The following is a 16029-nucleotide window of genomic DNA, read 5'->3' as shown; positions in this document are numbered from 1 at the left end:
AAATATTTGAGTTTTTTGTTTTAATTTTTGTTATAATTTCCATCAAAAAGGTTAAAAAATGTATTTTTGGATTTATGGTATGCATATAATCTTATTTTTTAGTTACGGAGTCTTTTTTCTGCAGTTTATCAAATCTTTACAAAATGATTTAAAAGATAAATTTTTTTTTGGTGTTTTGAGCCTTGTTTTTATGTTGCTGGTTTTATTTGACGGGACAAAACTGATTTTATTAAACCCGGCGGCGGCAAAAACCGGTGTTTGGCTGCATGTGAAACTTACATTTTTTATAGCAGTTATGATAGAAAATATAATTTTATTTTATTTTTTAATAAAAAAGAAAAAATTTACATATAATTCTTATAATATTTTATACTGGATTAACTATTTTGTATTTATCATTATGATTGTTTTAGCCGTATTTAAATTTTTTTAAAGGAAATAAATGTTAAGATTTGCGCCGAGTCCAACAGGGGATATGCATATTGGAAACCTAAGGGTTGCCATTTTTAATTATATAGTTGCAAAACAGAGAAAAGAAAAATATCTTGTAAGAATTGAGGATACGGACAAAGAAAGAAATATCGAGGGAAAAGATAAAGAAATACTTAATATTTTAAACCTTTTTGGAATAAAATATGACCAGGTTGTTTATCAGTCCGGAAATTTTCATCTTCATGGGGAAATGGCAAACAGACTTTTAAAAGAAAAAAAAGCGTTTGCCTGTTTTTGCACGGAAGCTGATATTAATTTTGAAAGAGAAAAGGCGAAAATCGAAAAAAGACCTTACAGATATTCCGGTAAATGTGAATATTTAGACGAAAAAATACTCCAAAAATATATAAAAGAAAATAAAAAATATGTTGTAAGAATTAAAAAGCCCGATAAAAATATAAAATTTAAAGATTTAATAAAAGGAGAGATGGGATTTTCCCCGTTTGAAGTCGACAGTTTTATTATCCTCAGGGCCGATAAAACCCCTACATACAATTTCGCCTGCGCAATTGATGATATGATTTATGATATTTCTCTTGTAATAAGGGGAGAAGACCATTTAAGCAACACCCCAAAGCAGATTCATATAAGAAATTTAATCGGATATGATAAAAAAATAGAATATGCCCATCTGCCTATTATTTTAAATGCTGAGGGTAAAAAAATGAGCAAAAGGGATAATGCAAGCAGTGTAAAATGGCTTTTAGAAGAGGGATTTTTACCCGAAGCCATTGCCAATTACCTGATATTGCTTGGAAACAGCTTCGAAAAAGAGATATTCACCCTTGAAGAGGCTGTGGAATTTTTTGATTTAACCAAAATTTCCCGTGCACCTGCCAAATTTGATATTGAAAAATTAAAATTTATAAATCAGCAGCATTTGAAAAAATTAACTGATTTATATAAACTTTTTGAAGTAAATGAAATTTATGAAAATCTGCTTGAGATTTTAAGAGACGAAAGTTCTACTTTAAAAGAGATAAAAGAAAAATTTAATAAGATTTTTGAAAAAAGCGTAGATGAAGAGTTTAAACAGCAAAGAGAAATATTAAAAAAAGAGATTTTAGAAAATGAATTGGAAGAGAGTTATGACGATTTTAAAAAAAGAGTAATGAAAAACACATCTCTTAAAGGTAAAAAGCTGTTTATGCCTTTAAGGGAGCTTTTAATAAATGAAAAACACGGGGCGGAAATAAAAGATTTATATACGGCAATGTTGCAGTATCTTAAAGAAATAATAAAGAGGAGATAAAATGAATGCTATTTTAATATCGATTTTGCAGTTTATTAATTTAATAATAAGCATATATGTATGGGTCGTGATTATTGCCGCTTTGATAACCTGGGTGCAGCCAAATCCTTACAATCCGATTGTTCAGTTTTTGTGGAATGTAACGGAGCCTGTTTACAGATGGATTAGACGTTATATCCCTACTCGTTTCGGAGGGTTTGATATTGCACCGATTGTTTTAATATTGGCTTTGGAATTTTTGCAGATACTTATTAATAATATAATTATGAGCTTATGATAATTATTTTATTTATTCCTCTTTTTCTTTTTTCGCTGAATCTATCAAATATACTTGCACATCCAAAAAGCTATGTACGCGATTTTTATCTTACGGAATTTATGAAAGAGACAAATTCCACTGTTTTGGCTTATAAAGCATATAATTCCCTTTATAAACCAAAGCCTTTTTTACATTTAAAAATATTGGCTCAAAAAGATAAACTTTTTGAAAACATTTATAAATGTATAAATGTAAAAAAAGAATATTTAAACGATGTGGATGTTTCCTGTATTCAGGACGGAGGGTTAACCCTAAAAACAATTTCAACGCTTGATAAAAAAACATTGATTAATTTGTATACTAAACTTGCAAACGGCAAGGTAAAAGAAGCCATAAAATGCTTTATTGATAACGATTTTTCCAAAATTTTCAAAAACAGGGATTTGGGCTATTATTTTATTTTGAATTTTCCGGACAAAAGAATTGATCAGTATATAAATAATTTTTCTATTTTTGAAGACAGTTATTTTTATATGTTTGTAAAAAGTGTTGTTTTAAACAATTTGCCTAAACTTTCCGATTCTCTTTTAAAAATCGATTATAAAAAATTTGATGATAAAACAAAATGGTGGCTTTTTTTAAATGCTATGAAATGCAATAAAGAGAAATTAGCACTAAATATCTTAAAAAGCATAACGAAAAATTCAAAAACAGATTTCTGGCTGTGGCGTTTAACAGATGAAAAAAAATATTTTAATGCTCTTCTTAAAAGGACAAGAATAGATTTTTATACTTTATATGCATATGAAGAGGCGAATAAAAAATTTTTCATAAAAAATAAAATCATTTATAATTCTGTAAAATCTCCTGAATACAATGAAAGCAACCCCTGGGATATTTTAAAATTTTTTAATGATTTTAAAAAGTCAGAAGATTTATTTGCTTTTGCCAGAAAGCTTGACAATAGTGCAACGCTTGCTTTAAAAGCCTTGGTTTTGGACAAGGCTTTTAATTATAAAATTAATATTTTTATAACCCCCGATATTTATAAAGATAAAAACATAAGTTTTAAATCGTTTGTTTATGCAATAGCCAGGCAGGAGAGCAGGTTTATTCCTTCAAGTGTCAGCAGAAGCTACGCACTCGGGACTATGCAGATAATGCCGTTTTTGGTAAGAGCTATGAAAGGAGATGTTTTCAGGCAGTTTAATTACAGAGAAAATATAATATTGGGGGTAAAACATTTGAAATGGCTTTTTTCAAAACTTAAAGACCCTTTAACGGTTGCCTATGCTTATAACGGAGGAATAGGATTTGTAAAGAGAAAAATAATTCCAAATTTTAAATACAAAGGGAAATATGAGCCTTTTTTGAGTATGGAATTAATACCTTTAGATGAATCAAGAGAATATGGAAAAAAGGTAATAACAAATTATGTTATTTATTCCCATATTTTCGGAGATGAAAATATAACTCTCCATAAACTTCTTAAAAAATAAGTTTAGCTTCTCCCCAGTCTTTGCTTTTGTATTCTAAAATATAAGGTTTGCCTGTATCTGGGAATTTTACTAAATAATAACTCATCCATGAATTGTAAAAAGGAAAATTTTTATATAAAACAAATTCGGGTATTTTGGAGGAAATTTTAACAGGCTTTTGTCCGTTTAAACAAATTGAAAATTCCTGATTTATTAACTGATTATCAAAATCATTATAAACACCTATTAAAAATGTCGGATTTTGAAATTTGTTTTTGTATAAACCGTTTAAATAAACGGCGTCAATCAGTGCTTTGGTTTCAAGTGAGTTGATTATCTGCGCCCTTTGGGTATATTTTAGTGTTTTTTCATAAAAAGGGTCGTGTTTTAATGCCGGTTTGATAGAACATCCGCTAAAAAAAATCAATAACAAGATAAATAACAATTTTTTCATTACAGACTCCGTTTTATTATTGTTAATTTGTATTATAACATATTGATTAAATAAAAAAAATTGTGTAAAATGGAAAAAAACCAAAAGAGGCAAAAATGCGTTTTAATGTTATTGGAATAGGCGATTATAAAGGAAAATGTATTTATGACGAAGCGGAAGATGCTTTAATGGTGGATGAAGAAATAGTTCTTGATTTTAAAAAAAAATATAAAGATTATTTAAAATATACAAAATTTTTAATTAATTCAATCAGTGGGAGAGGGTGGCTTTCTTTTCAGTTTATTCCCGATGATTATGATGTCTTAAAAAGAAAATTTGCAATAATAACTGCTCATAATCCCAAAGGTCTTATTTTAAACGATTTTTTAAATTTTTTGAAAAATACCGAACTTGAAGTTATATTGAAAACATTTGGATATGAATATTTTTCGAGTGTGGGGGAGCTGTTTGACCACGGTGAATATTCTTTTATAGTTTATGATATAGAAAAAGACGACGCACTGAATATTGCAAAAGAGTTTGACCAGCATTCTTTTTTTTATAATTCGGGAGAATATATTTCAATTACAGAATGTGAAAGTAAAGAAGATTTGCTCAATTATAATTATATGATTCATTTTAAAGGAAATTAATGCGCGATTTACAAAACAGAAAACTAACAACCGGTGAAAAAATGGGGGTAAGCGCAGCACTTATAATGTTTGTGGCTGTCGGTATGATTATGGGCGGAACCACGGCGGGTAATGATAATCTGGTTCTTGCAGGCGGGGGTGTTTTTAGTATAGGTGCCGCAATTGCTCTGTATTTGCTTTTTAAACACAAACCGAAGGATAAAGATTTTTAAATGTATAATCTGTAATAATTTCAGTTTTGAAATTATCTGTAATGAATGCCAGAAAAAATATTTAAAGCCTGATATAAAAATAAAAAACAATACCGTAAGTTTTTACAGATATGACGAAATTGAATGGCTTGTCAAATACAAATATCACAGATTCGGAGACAGGGTTTTTAAAATTCTGGCCGAAAATTCATTTAAAATTTTTGCGCAAAACATTAATGAAAAATTTTTTGTAATTCCTGTTGATGACAGGATAAAAAAAGGTTTTTCCCATACGGCAATACTTGCAAGATCAATGAAAAATAAATTTTTAACTCCTTTGTTTAACTCTTTACATTCCGCAAATAATGTTAAATATGCTGGAGAGTCTCTTGAATTTAGATTAAAAAATCCAAGAAATTTTAAATATTCAGGGCCTAAAAATATAGATGTCATTTTGGTCGATGATATAAAAACAACCGGCACTACCCTGAATGAGGCAAAAGAGGTTTTATCCCAATATGGTGTGAATGTTTATTTGAGTATAGTACTGGCTGATTTGTCTTAAACTTTATAAAAATAATGATTTGCAAAAATAATTTTACGTCAGTATTTAAAGGCTTTATTTTCCTTAATTTCTGCGTCTTTTTTGGTATAATATTAATTAAAAAAGGATTTGAATGCAAATAATTCCTGTAAGTATTGAAGAAACCCTTGCAAAAAGTTATTTAGAATATTCAATGAGTGTGATTGTTGGAAGGGCTTTGCCTGATGTAAGGGACGGTCTAAAGCCGGTTCACAGAAGAATCCTGTATGCAATGTATAAAATGGGTATCAGTGCCAGTTCTCCATATAAAAAATCTGCAAGAATAGTGGGGGATGTTATAGGTAAATATCATCCTCACGGCGATAGTGCAGTATATGAAGCGCTTGTGAGAATGGCCCAGCCTTTTTCTATGAGAATGCCTTTGATTGACGGACAGGGTAACTTCGGTAGTATTGACGGAGACAATGCCGCTGCTATGAGATATACAGAAGCCAGACTTACCAAAATAGCCGAAGAGCTTCTTAAAGATATAGATAAAGATACCGTTGATTTTATTCCAAATTATGACGGTAGCGAAAAAGAACCTGTTGTTTTGCCCGCCAGGTTTCCAAATCTTTTGGTAAACGGCAGCAGCGGTATTGCCGTCGGTATGGCTACAAATATTCCTCCGCATAATTTAAGTGAATTAATTGACGCATTGATTTATATGATAGATAATAAAAATGCAAAACTTGAGGATATTTTAAAATTTGTAAAAGGTCCGGATTTTCCTACAGGGGGTACAATTTTCGGTAAGAGTGGAATAATAGAGGCCTACAAAACAGGAAGGGGCTCTATTAAAATAAGGGCAAAACATCATATTGAACATAAAGGAAATAAAGAAGTAATAGTAATTGACGAACTCCCTTATCAGGTGAATAAAGCAAAACTGATAGAAAAAATCAGTGATTTGGTTAAAGATAAGGTGCTTGACGGAATAAGTGAAGTAAGAGATGAAAGCGACAGGGAGGGAATCAGGGTTGTAATAGAGCTTAAAAAAGACGCAATGAGCGAAATTATTTTAAACAATCTTTATAAACATACCCAGATGCAGGTCAGTTTTGGCGTGAATATGCTTGGAATTTATGACAAACAGCCAAAACTGTTTAACCTGTTTGAACTTCTTGATATTTTTATTAAACACAGAAAAACTGTTGTTATCAGAAGAACAATTTATGAATTAGAAGAAGCCAAAAGAAGGGCTCATATATTAGAAGGGCTTAGAATCGCACTCGCTAATATAGATGAAGTTGTAGAATTAATTAAAAAATCTGCCGATACAAAAGAAGCAAAAGCCAATTTAATAGACAGATTCGAACTCAGTGAAATCCAGGCCCAGGCGATTCTTGATATGAAACTCTCCCGCCTGACTTCTCTTGAAATAGAAAAACTTGAAAAAGAGTATAAAGAGTTAATGGAAAAAATTGAATATTTAAATTCCATTTTAAAAAGTGAAGAAGTTTTAAACGGTGTTATTAAAGACGAACTTCTTGAAATTAAGAAAAAATATCCTACCCCAAGACTAACCGATATTGTAGACGATTATGATGAAATAGATATAGAGGATTTAATTCCAAATGAAGAAATGGTGTTAACTATAACTCACAGAGGTTATGTAAAAAGGGTTCCTCTTAAAATATATGAAAGACAAAACAGAGGCGGTAAAGGGAAAAAAGCACTTACAACATATGAAGATGATTTTATAGAGGATTTTTATGTTGCCAATGCGCATGATACACTGATGATTATTACCAACAAAGGTCAGCTTCACTGGCTGAAAGTTTATAAAATTCCTGAAGGAAGCAGAACCAGCAAAGGTAAAGCAATAGTTAATTTAATTAACCTTGATAAAGACGAACAGATTCAGACTATTATCAGAACGAGTGATTTTGATGAAAACAGATCTTTGGCATTTTTTACAAAAAACGGAATTGTCAAAAGAACAAATTTAAATGAATTTAAAAATGTAAGAAGTACAGGAGTCAGGGCAATTACGATAGATGAAAATGACGAACTTGTAACAGCTACAATTGTAGAGCCTGAGGATAAAGAACTCTTTATTGTTACAAAGAAAGGACAGGCCATAAGATTTCCTGTGGATACTGTAAGGGAAATGGGGAGAGGGGCCAGAGGGGTTAAAGGTATTACCTTTAAAATTCAAGGCGATGAGGTGGTAGGCGCCCTTGCTCTTAAAGATGAGAATCAGGAAATTTTAAGCGTAAGTGAAAAAGGCTTTGGTAAAAGAAGCGAAGCCAACCTTTACAGATTAACCAACAGAGGCGGAAAAGGCGTAATTGCTATGAAGCTTACCAACAAAACAGGTGATTTGGTAGGTGTGGTGGCCACAGAAGAAAATCATGATTTGATGGTTTTAACAAGCAGCGGTAAAATGATCAGGGTCAGTATAGATTCAATATCCAAAACAGGTAAAAATACCCAGGGCGTAAGAATAGTAAAACTCGACAGTGGGGATAAAGTAGTCAGTATTGCCAAAACTCCAAGTGAAACTGATGAAATAGAAGAAGAAAATAATTAAAGTTTTTTCTTTTTTTTCCGATTTTGAAAACAAAAAGGTTAAAAATGATTAAAAAAATCATTCTTACAGTGTCATTATTGTTTATAGGATGTGCAGGTACAAAGGTGACAAATAAAAACACAGAGCCGGTTTCTAAAAAAGTTGCAGTAAATAAAGAATATAATGAAAATATTATTCTAAATAAACCAGAATCAAAAAAAAGTGACATACTCACTCTTTATGTAACTGGTGAAGGTGTTGCCCCTGTTGATGCCCTAAATGCCGCCCAGGCTAAAATACTTGCAAGAAGAGCTGCAATAGCAGATGCTTATAGACAGCTTGCAGAAAAAATGTACGGTGTAAAAGTAAATGCAAAAGAAACTGTAAAAGACTTGATGCTTAAAAATTCAGATGTCAATACTTACGTTGAAGGCGTTATTAGAGGAGCCGATATTCAGGCGGAAAAATTTGAAGACGGGATTTATTATGTAACTATGAATTTAAAACTTGATGTAAGGATGTGGAATAAATTTATTAATAATAATTAGTTTCCCCCTTTTTCTTTTTGCCGATTATTATCTTTCTTTTCAATTAGTTTCAAATAATGCAACTGTAAAAAAGTATACTCTTAACTGTTCAAAAGCTTTAACTTTTTCAAATTCGCCCAAAAAACTGATTTTTTCCATTAAATCAGATGAAACAGATGCTTTAAAATTATGTAAAAAAGAAAAAGATAAAATAATATTAAATCTAAGTTATATATATTCAAAAAATAATTATTTAAAACTTACTTTTCCTCCTAAAAGATTTGATATCATTATAAATAACGGAACTGCTTATTTTTATTTGAAAGAAGAATAATGAAATTTTTTGAGTTAAAAATAAATGTAAATTTAAAAACCCCTATACACTTTCAAAAATCACCCGAGGCTGTTTCAAAACTTATTGCCACTTCTTTGATTAGTTCAGGTTTTGAAAGACATAAAAATAATGAGCCTAAAAATTATGTTTTTTCAAATCTCGGAAAAGCTGACGCTAAAGGATTTTTTGAAAAAGGAAATATTTATTTCCGCTCTTTCGATGAAAACTTGGCTAAAAAGGTTTTAAATTCACTGTTTTTATATGAAGACAATATTTTTAAAGTTAAAGGCGTGGAATTTAAAAAAATAAAATATAAAAAGATAAATTATATGCTCTCACTTAATCCTGTTTTTGTAGTTATGAAAAACGGAGACTTTTGGACTTTTCAAAAAAACGGGGATTTAATAAATTTAATGAGCGCCCTTCAGGATAATTTAATAAGAAAATACGAAATGGTCTTTAATGAAAAATTAAAACCTGAAAATAATTTCATGGAATATATTCAAATAAAAAACAATAAACCCCAGACATTTTTTTATAAAGGGCTTAAATTTTTCGGCTGGAAGTTTTATATTGTACCAAGAAGTGACGAAGTCTTCCAAAAGCTGGCTTTCACGGCTCTTGGCACAGGTTTAGGGCACAAAAACAGTGCAGTTGGAGGGGGATTTTTGAAATGGGGATAAAAGTTTGTGATAAACTTTTAAAGTTATTTTGTAAAGGTGTATTATGATTAAAGAAATAATAGATATTGGAAGAGTATCTAATAGACTAGGCTCAGTATTTACTTTTAAAGGTTTACCTGAATATTATGTAGAAATTATTTTAGAATGGAATGGTAAAGATTTTAAATATAATGATGAAAAAAGCAAAATTAGACATTTATCTGAAGATAAAGATTATGATAAATTGGGAAATGAATTATATTTAAAATATGGTGTTCATAGAGGTAAAAAAAGCAATATTTTATATATTTTTCCAAGCTCGTTTATATACGAGAATAAGGAAAAAACATTAGAGCAAATTATTAATTTTTTAGTTATGGAAACAAAATACCATAAAGTATATGAAGAAATCAAAAAAAATTACTTTAAAGGGAAAAAAGTTTCTAAAAAAGATGCTGATAGAATAATTTATCCAGAAATTATAAAAATGTTAATTGATAATAAGATACCATTTTATCCAAGAATAACAAAATATTTTAAGGCTATTTTGTCTAATATTGATAAAATAGATGAATTAGCCAATTTAGCGAAATCAAAAATAAAATCAGAATTAAAAGGTAAAATAGAAACTAAAACAATAAACGAGCTATGTAAAAAAATTCCTATAATTATAACTATACAGAAAAATAACAAACAAATGTATTTTTATAAACATAGCCTTTTATTTAAAGTTTTTGAAAATATTGAATTTAACAATTCTGCAAAATTAATAAAAAAGAAAAACTCTTCAAATTGCAACATATATACAAATAAAAAAGCAAAGGCTTATCCAAGTGGGGGGTTTTATTATCCATTTTCTACTGATAAAAATAATGTGAAATACAATCTTAAAGATGACGAAAATCTCTTTTTGTTGTCAAAAGAAGCTTATATAGACTTTATGATTGGAAGAACTTTTTTAGAAACACATAACAACTTTTATTTTATGGGGTTATATAGTTATATTACTGCTACTAGTTTAAATGATAATGTATTAAAAAGTTTTCAAAATGATATAAAAGAGTCTAAATCAAATTTAGATGGATTAATAAATTTAATAGATAAAAATATTTCAAATCCAAATCGTTTTGATATTTTATTGAATTTTTATTTCTGGGAACCTGCAAAAACTGGGGGTGGTAAGGAAATAATAGAGTTTGTAAAAGATATTATTCCTTCACAATTAGTGTTAAAAATAAAATTATTTGAAAAATTAAAAGATTCTTATAAAACAAAATTTAATAAAACATTAAATATTAAGTGGCAACAGCATATTTATAATATTTTTTATAAAGATTCAAATAAAAAATTTAGAACCTCACTTTTTAGAAAAATCGCTTTGGGTGATAAAATAGATATAAATAGATTAATGATTGTTATGAATGAAAATATGCAATATAGCATTAGCAAATCTGAGGACAGTAAAGACAAATACTATTATGGCACAGTAATTAAACATTTGTTGTTTTTGAACTGGATTAATGAAATAAATAAAGGAGAAATCAAAATGAACAATGATGAAAAAAGCATAGATTTTTTTGTTGGTCAAACTTATGAAGAAAAACTAACCTACTTTTTAAATAATGCAAATTTAGTAAAAGATTCACCATCTATGAAACTTGGAGTTTGTGTTGGGCTAAGTTTACAAATACTTAGTTGGTCAATTAACGGTTATGATAAAAAAATTTTATCTTTTGTTGGTAAAAGAATTGAAAGAAATAATCTAAATTCAGTAGAAGCATTTATGAACGAAATTTTTGCAAAAACAAAATTTCATGAATATGAAGGATTGCAAAGTATAAATATAAAATTAGCAACAATGCAAATGATTCATTTAACTAATGTAACTTTTAATAAAGATGAATTTATATTTGGGCTATTTTTAGGAAATGAGTTATATAATAATGTAAAATCTGAACAAGATTCAAATCCACAAAATGAAGGAGAAAATAATGAGTGATATTAGAAAACTAAATAAAAGAGAATTTTTGTTTTTATATGATGCAAAAGATTGTATTCCAAATGGAGATCCATTTACAGGTGAACAAAGATATGATGAAGATACTCAAACTGCTTTAGTATCTGATGTAAGGTTAAAAAGATATATTCGTGACTTCATTGATAATAATTACGAAGATGAAACAGTTTTTTATTCTGATAAAAGTGGCAAAAAAACAACTGGTTCAAGAGCAGTGGAATTATCATCTGAAAAAATGGAAGTTGTAAAGAAAAGTAAAAAAACAGAAGAATTTGATATCGTAAAAAATTTAGAACAACTAAAAGAAAAATGTATAGATGTAAGATTGTTTGGTGTTGTAGTTGCTGGAAAAAATGATGAATATAATACTCAAGCAACAGGTGCAGTTCAATTTAAAATGTTTAACAGAACTCTAAATAAAGTTTACCTGCCAACAACTCAAAACACATCAATAATGGTAAGTAGTGAAGGAAATGCACAAGGAGCAATAGCAACATATAGTTATCTTCCTTATGGGCTTTTTTCTTGTGTAGGCTATTTTAACCCAACTACTGGTATAGAAAATAAAGTCAAAGAAGAAGATTTGAAAAAGATGAAAATAGCACTTTGGAATGAAATAAACAATAAAAATACTCGTTCAAAAAACTCTCAACAATCAAGGCTTTTGATTGAGATAGAATACAATGATGATTACTATAAAATCCCTGATATTGAGTATTCTATAAAGTTAAAAAATGAAAAAAAATTTAAATATAGAGAATTTGACGATATGAAAGATGATTTAAATTTTGATGAACTTATCAAATTTTTAAATAACTCAAAAGATTTGATAGAAAATGTAAAAATTTACATTGATACATTTTCTTTTGAAAAAGATTTTTTAAAAGTTGATAATGAACTAAAAGATAAAATAAAATATTTTGCTATTCAAGGTAAAACTATAAGTGAGCTTTAAAATGATAAAAGAGGTAATTAGTTTTAATTTAAATGGTGATTATGCACTTTTTAAAAAGCCTTTTGCAAACTCTCAGCCTCAATCATTTGTAATACCGCCTAAAACTGCAATTTTAGGAATGATTGGGGCTATAATGGGGTGGGGTAAAAATGAATATATAGAAAAATTACCATTTGAAAAATTTTTGTATTCAGTAAAATTATTGACCCCAAAAATTAAAAAAGATCTGATTGGAATTAATTTAATGCAAGGGAAAAGTGCAAAATTTACTTTTAATGAAAATCCATTAAGAAATCCTCCCCAAAGAGGACAGAGGAGTCCAACAAGATTTGAATTTTTAAAAGATATGGAATGGAAAATATTTTTAATTATTGATGATGATAAAATAAAAAAGGAATTAATTGATAGGTTAAAAAATAATAGATTTGTTTATAATCCATATCTTGGCTTACAATCTTTGTTTGCAAAAATTGAGTTTAGTGAAAAATTTGATGTTGAATTAGCAAAAAATATCAATAATAACTTATATACTTCATTTGAAAAGGATTTTATCAAATTTAAAATTAACAAACCGGTAACATTTTATAATGAATTAATTCCTGTTTATTTTAACCAAGATAGAAGTTTGCCAAGAACAAAAGAGATAATAAGTTTTGTTGGTGATTATGCAATAGAAATTACAAATAAAGATAAATTAAAAGGAAAATTGTATAAAGATGAAAAAGATAGACTCTATCAATTCTTTTAGTTTGATTTCTCATACTGAACCAGATAGAAAATTGATAGTTCACTTAAGAGAAGTTTATAAAAAAGCTAAAAAAAAATTTGATGAACTTGATATTAATTTTAAACTATTAAATATTTCAAAAGATGAGTTTAAACAATTGTTAAAAATAGCTTGTTATTGTCATGATTTTGGAAAAACTTCTATATATTTTCAAAATAAATTAAAAAAGGATAATTTAAGCATAAAAGAAAAAAAGCTTTCTGAACATGGTTTAATTTCTGCATTTTTTGGATATTTTGTTGCTATTAATGAATTTCAACTTGATGAAAGATTAGCTTCATTTGTATTTATGGCTATTAGGTATCATCATCTTAATTTAGATAATTCAGAAGAGATGCAAAAAGTTGATGAATTAGAAAAAATTTTAGAAATTTTTAAAGGTATAAAGAAAAATAGTAAAGAAGTAGATAGTATCTACTATAAACTTTTAAAATTAGAAAATATCACAGAAAAGTTTGAAAAATTTCTAAATGAATATAAAAATAGAGTTTTTATGGAAGATATTGATTATATAGACCCATATTTTTTTAGGTTTAAGGATTATAAAGATAATGATATTTTTATTTTTATGGTGCTTTTTTCATTACTCATTTATGCAGACAAAGAAGATGCAATTTTTAGAGATAACATTTTAAAAACTTTTGATGAATTGAGAATAGATTCTAATAAAGTTGAAAAATTTAAAAGCAATTATTTCAAAAATAAAAATAAAACTCCACTTGATAATATTAGAGAAAAAATTTACAAAAGTTTAATAAAAGAGTTTGAAAATAAAAATATTAGCTCTAATAAAATATTTTTTATAAAACTTCCAACAGGAGCAGGAAAAACACTTTTGCTTTATAAGCTTGCTATGATGATACAAGAAAAAGATAAAAATAAAAGAGTTTTTTATTTACTCCCATTTATCACATTGATAGAGCAGAATGCTTCTATCTTAAAAGAACTTTTAAATTTTATGGGATTTGATACAAATGATAATAGATTATTTTTAGAAAAGCATTCATTAAGTGGAGAATTTGAAATAAATGACAATAGTAGTGATGAATATGATATAGATAAAAAACAATTTTTATTAGATACATTAGAAAGTAATTTTATAGTTACATCTTTTCACCAGCTATTTTATGGAATTTTTAAAAGAAAAAATGCTCTCTTAAAAAGATTTCACCAATTTATCAATAGTGTTATTCTAATAGATGAGGTTCAATTAATCCCACTAAAACATATGTATACAATTACTAAATTTTTAAAATTTATGAGCGAAATTTTTAATTGTAAAATTATTGTCGCAAGTGCTACTTTTCCAAATATTAAAAAAGAGATTTTAAAAGATAGCTATACATTTAAAGAAATAAACAAGATATTAGAACAAAAAGAGATAGATAACTTTTTCAACAGATATGAAATAAATATAGATATTTCAAAAACATATTCACAAGATAGCTTATATGAAAAAATAGATCAAAAACTTAAAACAAATAAAGAGTTACTTTTTAGGGTAAATACTGTAAATATTGCAAATGATATATATGAATATCTTATGAAAATAGATAGTAATTATGCTAAAAATAACATATTTTTACTCACAAGTGCTGTTGCACCAATTGTTAGAAAATCTATTATCAAAAAAATAAAACAAAACTCAAAAAATGGTATAAAACAAATTGTTGTAGCAACCCAATTAATTCAAGCAGGTGTTGATATATCTTTAGAAGATGGCTTTGAAGAATTAGCACCACTTGATTTGATTATTCAATCAATGGGAAGAAGAAATAGAAGTGGAGAGAAACAAGAGATTGGAAAAGCTGATATAATCAAAATTGCAAGATTTATTAATAATAAAGAGTTTGAAGGTTATAAAATATACAATCAATTTGATATTAAACAAACTATAAATATACTTGATAAATACAAAAAGATTAATGAAAAAGATGTATATGAACAAAAAATTTTGGATAAATACTATAACCCACAACCCAATAATAAAATAATAGATAAAGATTTAAATGAATTAAATTTTAAAAATATTGATGAAAATTTTAAACTTATTCAAGAATCACCGCTTAGTTTTAGTTTTTTCATACCTTTAGATGATAAAGCTAAAAAATTATGGGAAAAATTAGTGGAATTAGATAAACGAAAAAGAGAAATAAAAAAAAAAATATGAAAGAGATTGAAAGCAAATATTCAAAAATTAAGAAAAATGTAAGTTTATATACGGTCAATCAAAATTTTTACTATTGGAAAGATAGTGATAAAGATATAGTTATTTCAACGATAAAAGAAAATTTTGAAAACGCACTTGGTATTTATCTATCCACAAATGAATTTTTTGACAAAGATACTGGTAGTTTAAAAATAGTTGAGTTTGTTAAAGATAGGGTTGAAGGGTTGTTTTGGTAGACCTCACGGGAACGCTAATCTCATACTACTTTATCTGCAAAACTAAACTTTGGCTTTTTTATAATAAAATAAATCTTGAAGATAACAGCGAAGATGTTAGAATTGGTAAGGTTTTGCACGAAATAGATGAAACAAAAGTAAATGAAGTTAGTTTCGAAAATATAAAAGTAGATAAAATCACAAAAGATTATGTAATTGAAGTAAAAAAGAGTGATTCTGATTTGGAAGCGGCAAAATGGCAATTGCTTTTTTATTTATACAGACTTAAACAAAAAGGAATTATAAAAAAAGGCAAGCTTGAAGTTTTTGAAAAGAGAAAACAAAACAAAAAAAGAATTGAAATAGAACTTAACGATGAAAATGAAAAAAGGCTTTTAGAAATAATAAAAGAGATTGAAAATCTGCTGAGTTTACCTATGCCTGAGCCTGTGTTTGAGAGTAAATGCAAAAAATGTGCTTATTATGAATTTTGTTTTTTGTGAGGG

General features: G+C 27.6%; 17 protein-coding genes. 16 read left to right on the top strand and 1 reads right to left on the bottom strand.

Going from position 1 to position 16029, the window contains the following annotated elements; all coding sequences use genetic code 11:
• The first annotated feature begins 58 nt into the window (after nucleotides 1-58).
• The 4 genes from DZ67_RS0101465 (at nucleotide 59) to DZ67_RS0101450 (ending at nucleotide 3502) form a co-directional block, all read left to right on the top strand.
• The gene (locus DZ67_RS0101465; protein ID WP_024786937.1) at nucleotides 59-433 is read left to right on the top strand and encodes a hypothetical protein; all 375 of its coding nucleotides are present in this window, start codon (nucleotides 59-61) and stop codon (nucleotides 431-433) included.
• Nucleotides 434-442: 9 nt separating this feature from the next.
• Nucleotides 443-1744 (top strand): glutamate--tRNA ligase, encoded by a 1302-nt coding sequence (gene gltX, locus DZ67_RS0101460; protein WP_024786936.1) that lies wholly within the window; start codon nucleotides 443-445, stop codon nucleotides 1742-1744.
• A 1-nt stretch (nucleotide 1745) separates the two neighbouring features.
• Nucleotides 1746-2021, top strand: a complete 276-nt coding sequence (locus DZ67_RS0101455) for a YggT family protein (protein ID WP_024786935.1) — start codon at nucleotides 1746-1748, stop codon at nucleotides 2019-2021.
• A gap of 101 nt (nucleotides 2022-2122) precedes the next feature.
• A complete protein-coding gene (locus tag DZ67_RS0101450) occupies nucleotides 2123-3502 on the top strand; it encodes a transglycosylase SLT domain-containing protein (protein WP_024791711.1) in 1380 nt (459 codons plus the stop codon).
• On the opposite strand, the gene DZ67_RS0101445 is transcribed toward DZ67_RS0101450, so the two are convergent.
• On the bottom strand, nucleotides 3492-3935 hold the full coding sequence (locus tag DZ67_RS0101445) for a hypothetical protein (RefSeq protein WP_024786933.1): 444 nt from the start codon (nucleotides 3933-3935) through the stop codon (nucleotides 3492-3494). The two genes, DZ67_RS0101450 and DZ67_RS0101445, sit on opposite strands and share 11 nt — an antisense overlap.
• A gap of 95 nt (nucleotides 3936-4030) precedes the next feature.
• Between DZ67_RS0101445 and DZ67_RS0101440 the strand changes: the two genes are divergently transcribed.
• The 12 genes from DZ67_RS0101440 (at nucleotide 4031) to cas4 (ending at nucleotide 16026) form a co-directional block, all read left to right on the top strand.
• On the top strand, nucleotides 4031-4567 hold the full coding sequence (locus DZ67_RS0101440) for a DUF3293 domain-containing protein (protein ID WP_024786932.1): 537 nt from the start codon (nucleotides 4031-4033) through the stop codon (nucleotides 4565-4567).
• Complete coding sequence (locus tag DZ67_RS0101435; RefSeq protein ID WP_024786931.1) at nucleotides 4567-4779, top strand: hypothetical protein; 213 nt, start codon at nucleotides 4567-4569, stop codon at nucleotides 4777-4779. Before DZ67_RS0101440 ends, DZ67_RS0101435 begins: the two co-directional genes overlap by 1 nt.
• A complete protein-coding gene (locus DZ67_RS0101430; protein WP_236619488.1) occupies nucleotides 4730-5323 on the top strand; it encodes a ComF family protein in 594 nt (197 codons plus the stop codon). The genes DZ67_RS0101435 and DZ67_RS0101430 overlap by 50 nt, the downstream gene beginning before the upstream one ends.
• Before the next feature lie 112 nt (nucleotides 5324-5435).
• A complete protein-coding gene (gene gyrA / locus DZ67_RS0101425; protein WP_024791710.1) occupies nucleotides 5436-7877 on the top strand; it encodes a DNA gyrase subunit A in 2442 nt (813 codons plus the stop codon).
• Nucleotides 7878-7921: 44 nt separating this feature from the next.
• On the top strand, nucleotides 7922-8404 hold the full coding sequence (locus tag DZ67_RS0101420) for an LPP20 family lipoprotein (RefSeq protein WP_051440275.1): 483 nt from the start codon (nucleotides 7922-7924) through the stop codon (nucleotides 8402-8404).
• 312 nt (nucleotides 8405-8716) lie between these two features.
• Nucleotides 8717-9400, top strand: a complete 684-nt coding sequence (locus DZ67_RS0101410) for a CRISPR-associated endoribonuclease Cas6 (RefSeq protein ID WP_024786927.1) — start codon at nucleotides 8717-8719, stop codon at nucleotides 9398-9400.
• A gap of 43 nt (nucleotides 9401-9443) precedes the next feature.
• On the top strand, nucleotides 9444-11378 hold the full coding sequence (locus tag DZ67_RS0101405) for a hypothetical protein (protein WP_024791708.1): 1935 nt from the start codon (nucleotides 9444-9446) through the stop codon (nucleotides 11376-11378).
• Nucleotides 11371-12351: a type I-B CRISPR-associated protein Cas7/Csh2 gene (cas7b, locus tag DZ67_RS0101400; protein ID WP_024786924.1), complete on the top strand. Its 981-nt coding sequence runs from the start codon at nucleotides 11371-11373 to the stop codon at nucleotides 12349-12351. The genes DZ67_RS0101405 and cas7b overlap by 8 nt, the downstream gene beginning before the upstream one ends.
• On the top strand, nucleotides 12341-13099 hold the full coding sequence (gene cas5b, locus DZ67_RS0101395) for a type I-B CRISPR-associated protein Cas5b (RefSeq protein WP_024791707.1): 759 nt from the start codon (nucleotides 12341-12343) through the stop codon (nucleotides 13097-13099). Before cas7b ends, cas5b begins: the two co-directional genes overlap by 11 nt.
• On the top strand, nucleotides 13068-15308 hold the full coding sequence (locus DZ67_RS0101390; protein ID WP_024791706.1) for a CRISPR-associated helicase/endonuclease Cas3: 2241 nt from the start codon (nucleotides 13068-13070) through the stop codon (nucleotides 15306-15308). The genes cas5b and DZ67_RS0101390 overlap by 32 nt, the downstream gene beginning before the upstream one ends.
• Nucleotides 15305-15544 (top strand): hypothetical protein, encoded by a 240-nt coding sequence (locus tag DZ67_RS0101385; protein ID WP_024786920.1) that lies wholly within the window; start codon nucleotides 15305-15307, stop codon nucleotides 15542-15544. The genes DZ67_RS0101390 and DZ67_RS0101385 overlap by 4 nt, the downstream gene beginning before the upstream one ends.
• Nucleotides 15538-16026 (top strand): CRISPR-associated protein Cas4, encoded by a 489-nt coding sequence (gene cas4, locus DZ67_RS0101380; RefSeq protein WP_024786919.1) that lies wholly within the window; start codon nucleotides 15538-15540, stop codon nucleotides 16024-16026. The genes DZ67_RS0101385 and cas4 overlap by 7 nt, the downstream gene beginning before the upstream one ends.
• Nucleotides 16027-16029 lie beyond the last annotated feature (3 nt).

The organism is Lebetimonas sp. JS138 (genome assembly GCF_000523335.1).
GTDB lineage: Bacteria > Campylobacterota > Campylobacteria > Campylobacterales > Nautiliaceae > Lebetimonas.
The sequence above is the reverse complement of the archived record's forward strand: the minus strand, read 5'-3'. Positions and strand labels throughout refer to the sequence as shown.

Excerpts from the sequence above, each read along its gene's own strand:
- DZ67_RS0101465 (WP_024786937.1), top strand. The coding sequence starts at position 59 with ATGTATTTTTGGATTTATGGTATGCATATAATCTTATTTTTTAGTTAC.
- gltX (WP_024786936.1), top strand. The coding sequence starts at position 443 with ATGTTAAGATTTGCGCCGAGTCCAACAGGGGATATGCATATTGGAAAC.
- DZ67_RS0101455 (WP_024786935.1), top strand. The coding sequence starts at position 1,746 with ATGAATGCTATTTTAATATCGATTTTGCAGTTTATTAATTTAATAATA.
- DZ67_RS0101450 (WP_024791711.1), top strand. The coding sequence starts at position 2,123 with ATGAAAGAGACAAATTCCACTGTTTTGGCTTATAAAGCATATAATTCC.
- DZ67_RS0101445 (WP_024786933.1), bottom strand. The coding sequence starts at position 3,935 with ATGAAAAAATTGTTATTTATCTTGTTATTGATTTTTTTTAGCGGATGT.
- DZ67_RS0101440 (WP_024786932.1), top strand. The coding sequence starts at position 4,031 with ATGCGTTTTAATGTTATTGGAATAGGCGATTATAAAGGAAAATGTATT.
- DZ67_RS0101435 (WP_024786931.1), top strand. The coding sequence starts at position 4,567 with ATGCGCGATTTACAAAACAGAAAACTAACAACCGGTGAAAAAATGGGG.
- gyrA (WP_024791710.1), top strand. The coding sequence starts at position 5,436 with ATGCAAATAATTCCTGTAAGTATTGAAGAAACCCTTGCAAAAAGTTAT.
- DZ67_RS0101420 (WP_051440275.1), top strand. The coding sequence starts at position 7,922 with ATGATTAAAAAAATCATTCTTACAGTGTCATTATTGTTTATAGGATGT.
- DZ67_RS0101410 (WP_024786927.1), top strand. The coding sequence starts at position 8,717 with ATGAAATTTTTTGAGTTAAAAATAAATGTAAATTTAAAAACCCCTATA.
- DZ67_RS0101405 (WP_024791708.1), top strand. The coding sequence starts at position 9,444 with ATGATTAAAGAAATAATAGATATTGGAAGAGTATCTAATAGACTAGGC.
- cas7b (WP_024786924.1), top strand. The coding sequence starts at position 11,371 with ATGAGTGATATTAGAAAACTAAATAAAAGAGAATTTTTGTTTTTATAT.
- DZ67_RS0101390 (WP_024791706.1), top strand. The coding sequence starts at position 13,068 with ATGAAAAAGATAGACTCTATCAATTCTTTTAGTTTGATTTCTCATACT.
- DZ67_RS0101385 (WP_024786920.1), top strand. The coding sequence starts at position 15,305 with ATGAAAGAGATTGAAAGCAAATATTCAAAAATTAAGAAAAATGTAAGT.